The sequence below is a fragment of the Nitrospinota bacterium genome (genome assembly GCA_035528715.1).
In the GTDB taxonomy this organism is placed as follows: domain Bacteria; phylum JADFOP01; class JADFOP01; order DATKYB01; family DATKYB01; genus DATKYB01.
In genome coordinates, this window is sequence record DATKYB010000008.1 from 1 (window position 1) to 10,811 (window position 10,811).

Sequence of the window (10,811 nt, forward strand, 5' to 3'; positions counted from 1 at the left end):
TAATAATCTAATAAGATCAGAAACCAAAAGACCCCCCTGAACATAATAAAAAAGAGATAATAAAAAAATAATAATTTGATTCATTGAAAAAGTCAATATGGTGTTTTGTGAGGTAAAAATGTTCTTTAGCCCTGTTTATCTTTTTCTATCCAGAAAATTCTTTTTTATTACGGAAAGTTGACTTTAAGCTAAAGGCAAAATATAATTTGAGCCATTTATGAAATTGAGTTTTTTATATCTATGGAGAAATGATTATGAATCATAAAGTCAAAAGAAGAGATTTCTTGAGAATCATAGGTGGTTTAAGCATAGGTTCGCTGTTCCCTCCTTATATGAAGCTTCTTGCAGATGCATCTTTGGATTTACCGGAGATGGTTATCTCAGAAGGAAAAGACCCTTTTAAAATAACCTTAAGAGCAATAGAGGGATTGGGAGGGATGAAACGGTTTGTCAAAAGGGGAGATGTGGTTGTGATCAAACCAAATATAGGATGGGATAGAACACCTGAACAGGCGGCCAATACAAATCCTGATGTGGTAAAGGCAGCAGTAATAATGTGTTTTGATGCAGAAGCAAAAAAGGTAAAGATTTTTGACAGATCAGTAAATGACCCTAGAAGGTGTTATATGAGAAGCGGTATATTTGATACCGTTAAAGATACAGGGGCAGAGCTCTCGCATATTGATCCGAGAAAATTTAAGGAAGTGAGTATTAAGGGAGAATATTTGAAAACATGGCCTGTATATCAAGATATCCTCGAATCAGACACTATTATAAACATTCCTATTGCCAAAGATCACAGCACTGCCCTCCTTACAATGGCTATGAAAAACTGGATGGGAGTAATAGGAGGAAATAGAGGGTGGCTTCATAATGATATTGATAGGTCTCTTGCAGATTTAGCAATGGCAATCAAACCTACCTTGACCATTCTCGATGCATACAGGATTTTAGTGGATAATGGACCTTCTGGGGGTGACCTGGGGGATGTTCGCCTAAAAGAGACGGTTATTGCTGGAGTTGATCAAGTTGCAGTGGATTCTTATGGTGCAACCCTCTTTGATCTCAAGGGTGAAGATTTAGGATATGTTAAAATTGCTTCAGAGAGAGGTATTGGTAATATGGATTTGAGTAAGATAAAGATAAAGAGGGTTCAATCTATTAGTTAAAATTCTCTCAAGCTATATATGAAAAGATTCCGAGTAATCATTCAGATAACCTTTTTCATTATTTTTTTTGTTCTGCTTGTCTTAACAGAATATGCTGGGAAAAATGAAATACAATACCCTGTTAAATTCTTTCTTGATTTTAATCCCCTCATCCTGATCACAACTATCCTTGCCTCTCATGGTATTCCTGCAGAGATTCCCAAGACTCTCTTCCTCTCAGTATTTTTAATTATCCTTACCGTATTCTTAGGAAGGGTTTTTTGTGGTTGGATCTGTCCTTTTGGTTCTTTAAATCATTTTATCGGTTTATCTTCGAAAAAAAAGACAAATTTGCCTGAGAGAAGTTATGGGGAGTTCGATAACCGGTATAAGTTAAAATATCTGATCCTTATATTTATTCTTATCTCGTCCCTTTTTACACTTCATATTACAGGCATACTTGATCCTTTATCCCTTCTCATCAGATCCTTTGCAATCAGCATAAACCCCATCTTAAATTATTTCTTTAGGTCGTTTTTTGATTTCTTGTATTTTACTGATATAAAGGTTATCAAAGCTATCTCAGAGCCCATCTATAGTTTATTAAAGAAGGTCTATCTATCATTCAATCAACCATACTTTTCACAGGTCTTTATTATAGGGATGTTCTTTTTTGGTATTCTCTTTTTAAATCTGATCAAAGATAGATTCTGGTGTCGTTTCCTCTGCCCTCTTGGAGCTTTGCTGGGTTTCTTTTCTCGATTTAGCTTTATTGAAATGAAGGTTGATGAGAGATGCAAACAGTGCAAAGATTGCATGAAAAAATGTCAGGGTGGAAGAATGCTCGAAAGAGAAATTCAATGGATGCCATCGGAATGTATGGTCTGTTTTTGCTGCGTAGATGAATGCAGGGAAGGTTTTTCTCATTTTAGATTTCGTTCGCCCTTTCAAAGAAGTGTTGAAGGAATCGATCTTGGGAGGAGACATATATTGACTTCAGCAGCTTTCGGGATATTCGCTGTTCCTCTAATAAAATTAGATCCGAAGAGGAAAAGACCCATACCTTCTCTTATAAGACCACCCGGGGCAGTAGAAGAGGATATTTTTTTAGAGCGTTGTGTTAAATGTGGAGAGTGCATGAAGGTTTGTCTTACAAATGGTCTTCAACCTACCCTTTTTGAGGCCGGTCTTGAGGGGATATGGTCTCCTATCCTTGTATCAAGGCTTGGGTACTGTGAATACTATTGTACTTTATGTGGTCAGGTTTGTCCAACCGGGGCTATTAAAGAATTGCCTGTTGAGGAAAAGGTAAAGATAAAGATTGGACTTGCATTTATAGATAAAGATCGTTGCCTTCCCTATGCTCTTGATAGCCCGTGTATTGTTTGTGAAGAGGTATGCCCCACACCAAAGAAAGCTATATGGTTTCGCAAAAAAGCAGTCGTTGACAAAAAAGGGAAGAAGATTATATTGCAGCAGCCCGTAGTAGATGCAGCCCTTTGTATCGGGTGTGGGATTTGTGAGAACCTCTGTCCTGTGATTGATAAACCGGCTATTGTGGTTACAAGCATAGGGGAGTCAAGGTCTAAAACAAATCAGCTTCCCTTCGTATTGGATAGGGATGTCTTTGGTAAGAGAGTTTGAAAAAGTGAAGTGAATAAATTTCTGGGTATTTTTATAAAGATTCTTATAGATAAGAGATCTATTCTATTCTTTTACGAGCAAAACCAGTAACTACTTTTTCTTTCTAAACTCAATATTCCCGTTCTTTAAAGCGACTTCTATAAGATTTCCCTTTTCAAACTCTTTTGATATAATTTTTTGAGCAAGGGGATTCTCTATAAGTTTTTCAATTGTCCTCTTTAAGGGCCGTGCACCATAAAATGGGTTAAAGCCCTCCTTGGCAAGTTTTTCTTTTACTCTATCAGTAACGATTATTTCTAATTTTTCTTCTTTGATCCTTTCTTTCAGATTATTGATGAGAAGGTCAACAATTTTTCTTATATGTCCTTCATCTAATTGATGAAATACGATAAGATCATCTACCCTGTTTAAGAATTCTGGTTTAAAAACCTTTTTTACTTCACTCAAAACCTTATTTTTGATATCTTCATATCTCTTGTCACTGGTATCTCTGCCAAAACCTATTGCTACCGAATCCTTGGTTATTAATTCGCTTCCAATATTGGATGTACCTATAATCACAGTATTTTTAAAGCTCACTGTGCGTCCATGGGCATCAGTGAGACGGCCATCATCCAAAATCTGTAAGAGCATATTGAAAACATCGGGGTGAGCCTTTTCTAATTCGTCTAAGAGGATGATGGAATAGGGGTTTCTTCTTATCTTTTCTGTCAATTGCCCAGCTTCTTCATAACCAACATATCCAGGAGGAGAGCCAATAAATTTAGAGACAGTATGTCTCTCCATATATTCTGACATATCAAGGCGGATCAGCTTATTTTCATCATCAAGGAGAAACTCTGCAAGGGCTTTGGCTAATTCAGTTTTTCCCACACCTGTGGGCCCTAAAAATATAAAGGAGCCAATCGGCCTCAACTTTTCTTTGAGCCCAGCTCTGTTTCTTCTTATCGCATCGCTAACAGCCTTTACAGCATTTTCCTGACCCACAATCCTTTTATGAATATTCATCTCCATATTCATCAGTTTCTCAGCCTCGCTCTCCAGCATTCTGGCCACAGGGATACCTGTCCAGCCTTCAACCACCTTGGCAATATCCTCCTCATCAACGATGGAATCCCCGGGCTCTATATCCTTTTTCCATTCAGATAGCTTATTCTGGAACTCTTTTTCAAGGGTGATAAATTTCTGTTGGTACTTGGCTGCCTCTTCGTAACTCTGCTTTTCATATGCATTTTTCTGCTTTTGGAGGAGGTCTTCCTTGTCTTTTTCTATTTTTCTAAGCTCTGGGGGTAGGTAGATGAGGTCAAGATGCTTTCTAGAACCAGCCTCATCGATAAGATCAATGGCCTTATCCGGAAGGAATCTATCTATGATATATCTTTCTGAGAGATTTGCAGCAGCCATCAGTGCCCCATCTTTATATTGAATTTGATGGTGGCTTTCATAATTCTTTTTTAAACCTTGAAGAATCTGGCGAGTATCTTCTACTGATGGCTCTTTAATCAAAACTATCTGAAATCTTCTCTCCAAAGCCTTATCCTTTTCTATGTGCTTTTTATATTCATCCAGCGTTGTCGCACCAATGCACTGAAGTTGACCCCTTGCTAAGGCTGATTTAAGCATATTCGAAGCATCGATGCTCCCCTCTGCAGCGCCGGCACCCACAACAGTATGGAGTTCATCAATAAAGAGTATGATCTGTCCTGCAGCTGCTAATACCTCTTCCTTTATAGACTTAAGCCTTTCTTCAAATTCTCCTCTAAATTTGGAGCCTGCAACGACTTCAGACATCTCTAACATAAGTACCCTTTTATTGACAAGGGTCTCTGGAACCTCAGCCTCTACTATCTGCTGGGCAAGACCCTCAACGATTACAGTTTTTCCTACACCCGGCTCACCTATTAGCACAGGGTTATTCTTTTTCCTGCGTGATAGAATCTGAATTACCCTTTTTATCTCCTGTTCTCTACCAATAACAGGATCAAGTTCTCCCTTTCTTGCCATTTGGGTCAGGTCTGTTGTATATTTTTGCAGTACATTGAGTTTACTCTCTGCTTTTTTGTCTTCGATATGCCTATCTCCTTTGATCCTGGATAAAGTCTCTTTTACCTTTTCATAACTGATCCCAAGTTCTTTAAGAATCTTGGATGTTGAACCGACTGATTCATCCAACATTCCTAAAAACATGGTTCCAACACCTATAAACTTATCTCCCATTCTTTCTGATTCACTTTTGGCTACTTTTAAAAGATTTTCTGTTTCCTTGGTGAGGAGGATTTGGGTAGGAATAACGTCTCCAGAAAACTTTTTTTTCGTTTCCTGTATCCCATATATCTTATCTAATAACATTCCCTTAATTTCTTTTGGTTCTAACCCCATATCTTTAAAAATATCAAAGAGCATTGAATCTTCCTGCTCGAGAAGGCCTAAGAGGATAAATTCAGGAGAGAGTTCGTTCTGTTTAAGGGTCAACATCTCCATGGAGCCTATATTGACTGCCTCCATTAGTTTATCTGTGCAGTAATAAAAGTATCTTTGCATGCTCTCTCCTTAATTTCATCTTTTTTAAATATCTTCATTTTATCGAGGTTTGTCAAGGGTTTTGTTGGGAAAATCGGGATCAAAAAAGAAAGTCATTTATCATATCTATCCGTTTAAGAGAATTGACACCTTTTTGGAAATGTGATATCGCTAAAGAAACTCTCATAAGAAACAGTTTCGAAATATATTGAGAGGATTAGATTTCTTATCTATATGAGATATAAGGAATTATCAATATGAAAGAGAAGATTAAAAAGATTTTTTCGAGTAGGATTAAAAAGGAAATATCTCGTGATGATTTAGTCTCTGCTGCGGTATTGATCCCCCTATTCGAGAAAAATGGGGAGTATTATATCTTATTTACAAAACGAACAGAATCTGTTGAGCACCATAAGGGACAAATATCTTTTCCCGGTGGAATAAGGGAGCAAACGGACAGAAATTTGAAAAACACTGTCACGAGGGAAGTTTTTGAAGAGATAGGTCTTTTAGAAAAAGATATCAATATTGTTGGGGAGTTAGATGATATCGAAACAGTAACAAGATTCAAGGTTACTCCCTTTGTAGGATTTATTTCTTATCCCTGTAAATTCAAAATCAATAAAGATGAGATTAAAGAGCTGGTAGAGGTTCCTTTTTCTTTTTTTCTTCAAAAGGAAAATTTCAAAGAAGAGGAATGGATTTACGAGGGAAAGAAAAGAAAAGTTTATGTATATCAATACAATCACTATAGGATTTGGGGAGCTACTGCCAGGATCATAAAAAGCTTTCTTGATCTATTATAGCTCAATATATGGGCAACACTTTGAAGAGACAATTGACATTTTTCTTTTTACAGAGATATCCATAGATAATAAAAAAATATTTAAAAGATAAGGCAGAATTTATGACAAACCCAATGAATAAATTAGTCTTTTGGTTAACCTTTGGTGTTATCATCACCTTTGTATTAATCAATATGGGGGTGCAAAAGGAGGTTCTTATTATCTTTGGTCTGACTATTCTTGGTGTCGGAGGTCTGGCTAGAAGGATGTTAGGTACCTATTTTCAGGCGGTCAAGGAGCTAAAAAGAAATCGTTATGATACTGCAATAAGACTATTTAAAGAATTTATAAGTGAGATTGACTACAATCCAGATCTTCTAAAATGGCAGAAGTTTGCCACGTTTTCTACAGGATTTTCCTTCAAAGAGACGGCTTTTTTAAATCTTGGTGTATGTTATTGGAATAAACGCCAGTATAAGGAGGCAATCTCTGCTTTTAAAAAGGCAACTGAGATAAGGCCAGAGATGGTAGAGAGCTATTTAAACATAGCGATGATACACTTTAACCAAGGGAATAAAGAAGATTGCTATCTTTGGTTAGAAAAGGCCAAGCCTTATAGAAATGAAAAGTTCAATCAGTTATTGATTGAATCTTCCTATTTTGATTCCATAAGGAACGAAAAGAGATTTCAGGACATACTCAATTGATTAACAAAGAAATCGGTAGATAGAATAAGAATTTCACAGGATATCTATAATTGACATAATCGCTGAGAGCGTTTGTCTCTTAATACGTAGGATAAAAGAATCACTTAAAATAAAGATGGTCAGTCCAGCATTTCTTGTTTTTCCCCATAAATGTTTTTTAGCCTCTGAGCAAGAGATTTCTTTTTATGATGCATGGATAGTTCTGTTTCCCTAAAAGAGAGGGCTTTCGGATAGCAAAATTTAATACATTCTGGATCTCCATCACACGTGTCACAATTGATGGCATAGCCCCCTTCACTATAGAAATTCATTGCCCCAAATGGGCAGGCTAAAAGACACATCCTGCAGCCTATGCATTTTTGTTCATCTACTCTTACAACTCCATTCTCTCTTGAAATCGCCCCAGAAGGGCAGACTTGACCACATGGATAATCATCGCATTGAAAACAGAATATGGGAAGACAAAATCCATCTTCAATAGAGATTATTGTGGTTATTCGGGAGATTGCAGAATTGAACTCTCCATGTTTTTTCATTGAACAGACCAGTTCGCACATTCTGCATCCCGTGCATTTTTCTGGATCTACAGTTAATATCTTACTCACCAATTCTTACTTGCTTAATAGTTAGTCTGAGAATAATTCTTTGTTTATCTTTATTAGTTGCTTTTGATAAGCGATATCGATCTTATTTTGAATCCAACTCTGGAAAACCTTTTCTCTTTTTTGTATTAATAATCTATTAGCTAAATCTTCTCTGGCTTGTTTAAACTTGTTCATATCAATAGGTTTTTTCCCAAGGAGTTTTATAACATAAACTCCATCATCAGATTTTACTATTGTGTTCTCACCTTTTTTTAATCTAAAGGCTTGATTTATGAAATTTAAATCTATTCCTATACCTGGTATACTGCTTGCGCGAGAAAAATATCCAGTGGTGGCCGTCTTTAATCCCAGCTTTTCTGCAATGTCTTTTAACTCTTTTGTGGTTTTGAGTTGTGTTAAAATTTCTTCGCCCTTTCTGAAGGCAGCATTTTTCATTTTTTCTGTTTTCAAAACATCTCTTAACCTTGGCTTTATTGTATCTAATGGAGGAATAGATGACTTCTTTATATCGAGAAGTTTAAAAATATAGTACCCATTATCTAACTTCACAATCTCACTCACTTCACCTAATTCGAGAGAAAAGGCGGAAGATATGAGATTACCGCTATTTTTAATCCCCTTTATTTCGTTTTCTTGTTTGTTAAAAAAACCGGTTGTCTTTAAATCAAAAGAATATCTCTGCGCTATTTCTTTTAAATCAATCCCTGTTCTCATTATATCTTCAAAGATCTCATTTGCTTTATCTTCAGCAAGGTAATCTGCCTCATTTTCTGTCAACTTCTTTTCGATTTCGTCTCTTATATCTTTCAGTTCTTTTATAGAGGCCTCCTTTATATCTTCTACTTTAATAATATGATAGCCAAAAGGAGTGAGAACAGGATGACTAATCTCACCTTTTTTTAAGAAAAACGCTACCTTGTCAAACTCTTGTATCATCTCTCCTTTCTTGAAATATCCTAAATCTCCACCCTTTCTGGCTGAGGAATCTTCAGAATATTTCCTTGCTAATTTTGAGAAGTCTTCTCCCTTTTTTAGTCTTTTGATGATCATCTCTGTCTTTTTTCTTGCCTTTTCTTTTTTCTCTTGAGAGGAGTTGTGAGGGATTCGGATCAGAATTTGTCTGGCCCTGATTTTCTTTGGCAGGTTATATTCTTCTTCATGATCAAAATAATATTCTTCTATTGCTGTTTTATCAATTCTTACTTTTTTCATAAAATCCTTAGGGTTGAGATAAATATATTTTATCTTTCTCTTTTCTGGTTCGCGGAATTCTTCTTTGTTTTTATTATAGAATTCTTCTATATCTTGTTGAGAAATCTTTATCTTACTCTTAAAATACAAAGGCTTAAATAATAGATATTCTACTTGAATTTCTTCATTCTCCCTTTTAAAAGCATCTAATAACTCCCTTTTAGATATCATTACACTGTCTTTAATCAAATCCCCCATCTTTTTAATCAGAATCTCATTTCTTTGGCTTGCTTCAAATTCTTTGGGAGTTATACGATTTCTGCTTAACAAAAATTTATAACTTCTTTCATCAAATTTGCCATTTCTTACGAAGAGAGGATTTGTTTGAATATGGTCAATCAACTCTTCCTTTGTAACAACCAAACCCTCTTTCTCTGCACTATAGAGAAGGATATTTTTTCGTAAGAGATCATTTAATGCCATCTCTTTAAGGTTTAACCTTTTTGTGAAGTCTCCAGGTAGAATATCTTTGTAGATATTTTTGTAAAATTCGTCTAAAGACTTAAGGGAATTTTGCCATTCACCATAGGTGATGGGTATATCATATACTTCGGCTATTATTTCAAATTCTTTTTGAGTTTTACCCAAATAACCAGCACCCCATCCTATAAATGTGATCGCTACAAAGATGAGAACTGCTTTCAGTACCCAGGTCTGAATATGACTTCTTAAAATTCTAAGCATTTTAATTTACTCCTTTCGGTTTAGTTATAAATATAATAATATCACTTTTCTTGCAACATTTTTTTAAATTTCTATTGCTATCTCAAGGCATTAATGTTAATCTCATTTTTTAGAGAAAAGCTTTCTTATGATTACCACAACTTAAGAAAAGGGGAGAGGATAATATGGTTTTCAATGTCTTATTTGGCTTACTTTCGAATGATATGGCAGTTGACCTTGGAACAGCTAATACACTTGTTTATCTGAATGGAAAGGGGATTGTATTATGCGAACCCTCAGTTGTAGCTATAGATAAAGATAGCAACCAGGTTCTGGCAGTTGGAACCGAAGCGAAAGAGATGCTTGGAAGAACACCTGGAAATATTGTAGCTATTCGTCCAATGAAAGACGGAGTTATAGCAAACTTTGAGATCACAGAGGCGATGCTGCGTTATTTTATAACAAAGGTTCATAATAGAAAGACGCTGGTTCGTCCAAGAATTATTATATGTGTTCCTACTGGTATTACTCAGGTTGAAAAAAGGGCTGTAAGAGATTCTGCTGAGTCTGCTGGAGCGAGGGAGGTTTATCTTATTGAAGAACCCATGGCTGCAGCAATAGGCGTTGGACTTCCCGTTCAAGAACCATCTGGAAACATGGTATTAGATGTCGGAGGAGGCACTACAGAAGTAGCCGTCATCTCCCTTTCAGGGATTGTCTTCAGCAAGTCTGTAAGGGTTGGGGGAGATGCAATGGATGAATGTATTGTAAATTATATAAAGAGAAAATATAATCTACTCATAGGGGAGAGGACAGCTGAAAAGATAAAGATTGAGATTGGCTCTGCCTATCCTCTCGAGGAAACTTTAAGCATGGAGGTGAAGGGGAGGGATCTGGTTGATGGTATTCCAAAGACTTTTCAAATCACTGATGAAGAGATAAGAAATGCCCTCTCTGAACCTATAACAACGATAATAGACACCGTAAAGGATGCCTTGGAAAAAACTCCTCCTGAGTTAGCCTCTGATATTGTCGATAAGGGTATTGTTTTAGCTGGAGGGGGTGCCCTATTGCGGGGTTTGGATATCCTGCTTAGGGAAGAAACAGGTCTACCTATTACTTTAGCTGAGGATCCTCTCACTGCTATTGTCCTGGGAACTGGAAAGTGTCTGGATGATATGGACTTATTAAAAAGGCTTTCAATATAGTCTATTGTATCTTAGATAATCCTAGGAAACTCCCTGAAATTTATTCTGAGTAATGAGAAAATTATTAAGAAAGCGGAAAAAACTAATTATCCTTTTAATTCTTACCTTTTTTTCCCTCTTCTTAATGACAGTCGATTTCAAGGATAAGAGAAGTTTCTTTTTTTTAGACTCAATCGTTGTATCTGCATTTTCTCCAGTTCAAGCCTTCATTAACAGATCTATTGATAAATTAAATAGAATTTGGGACAGTTATGTTTCATCGGTGAATGTAAAGGAAGAA

The 10,811-nt window shown here is 36.2% G+C and carries 8 protein-coding genes; 5 read left to right on the top strand and 3 right to left on the bottom strand.

The window, feature by feature from the left end:
• The first annotated feature begins 254 nt into the window (after positions 1 to 254).
• Positions 255 to 1,169, top strand: coding sequence for a DUF362 domain-containing protein (locus VMW81_00435; GenBank protein HUU49413.1), 915 nt, complete (start codon positions 255 to 257; stop codon positions 1,167 to 1,169).
• Positions 1,170 to 1,187: 18 nt separating this feature from the next.
• On the top strand, positions 1,188 to 2,792 hold the full coding sequence (locus VMW81_00440) for a 4Fe-4S binding protein (GenBank protein HUU49414.1): 1,605 nt from the start codon (positions 1,188 to 1,190) through the stop codon (positions 2,790 to 2,792).
• 90 nt (positions 2,793 to 2,882) lie between these two features.
• On the opposite strand, the gene VMW81_00445 is transcribed toward VMW81_00440, so the two are convergent.
• On the bottom strand, positions 2,883 to 5,333 hold the full coding sequence (locus VMW81_00445) for an AAA family ATPase (protein ID HUU49415.1): 2,451 nt from the start codon (positions 5,331 to 5,333) through the stop codon (positions 2,883 to 2,885).
• 236 nt (positions 5,334 to 5,569) lie between these two features.
• Between VMW81_00445 and VMW81_00450 the strand changes: the two genes are divergently transcribed.
• Both VMW81_00450 and VMW81_00455 read left to right on the top strand, forming a co-directional pair.
• Entirely contained in the window at positions 5,570 to 6,118 is a 549-nt protein-coding gene (locus tag VMW81_00450) for a CoA pyrophosphatase (protein HUU49416.1), read from the top strand.
• A gap of 101 nt (positions 6,119 to 6,219) precedes the next feature.
• Positions 6,220 to 6,804: a tetratricopeptide repeat protein gene (locus VMW81_00455; protein ID HUU49417.1), complete on the top strand. Its 585-nt coding sequence runs from the start codon at positions 6,220 to 6,222 to the stop codon at positions 6,802 to 6,804.
• Between the two features lie 119 nt (positions 6,805 to 6,923).
• Here VMW81_00455 and VMW81_00460 read toward each other — a convergent pair whose 3' ends face one another.
• Both VMW81_00460 and VMW81_00465 read right to left on the bottom strand, forming a co-directional pair.
• On the bottom strand, positions 6,924 to 7,409 hold the full coding sequence (locus VMW81_00460; GenBank protein ID HUU49418.1) for a 4Fe-4S dicluster domain-containing protein: 486 nt from the start codon (positions 7,407 to 7,409) through the stop codon (positions 6,924 to 6,926).
• Positions 7,410 to 7,430: 21 nt separating this feature from the next.
• Complete coding sequence (locus VMW81_00465; GenBank protein ID HUU49419.1) at positions 7,431 to 9,344, bottom strand: peptidylprolyl isomerase; 1,914 nt, start codon at positions 9,342 to 9,344, stop codon at positions 7,431 to 7,433.
• A 164-nt stretch (positions 9,345 to 9,508) separates the two neighbouring features.
• Between VMW81_00465 and VMW81_00470 the strand changes: the two genes are divergently transcribed.
• Entirely contained in the window at positions 9,509 to 10,531 is a 1,023-nt protein-coding gene (locus VMW81_00470) for a rod shape-determining protein (protein ID HUU49420.1), read from the top strand.
• The last annotated feature ends 280 nt before the right edge of the window (positions 10,532 to 10,811 follow it).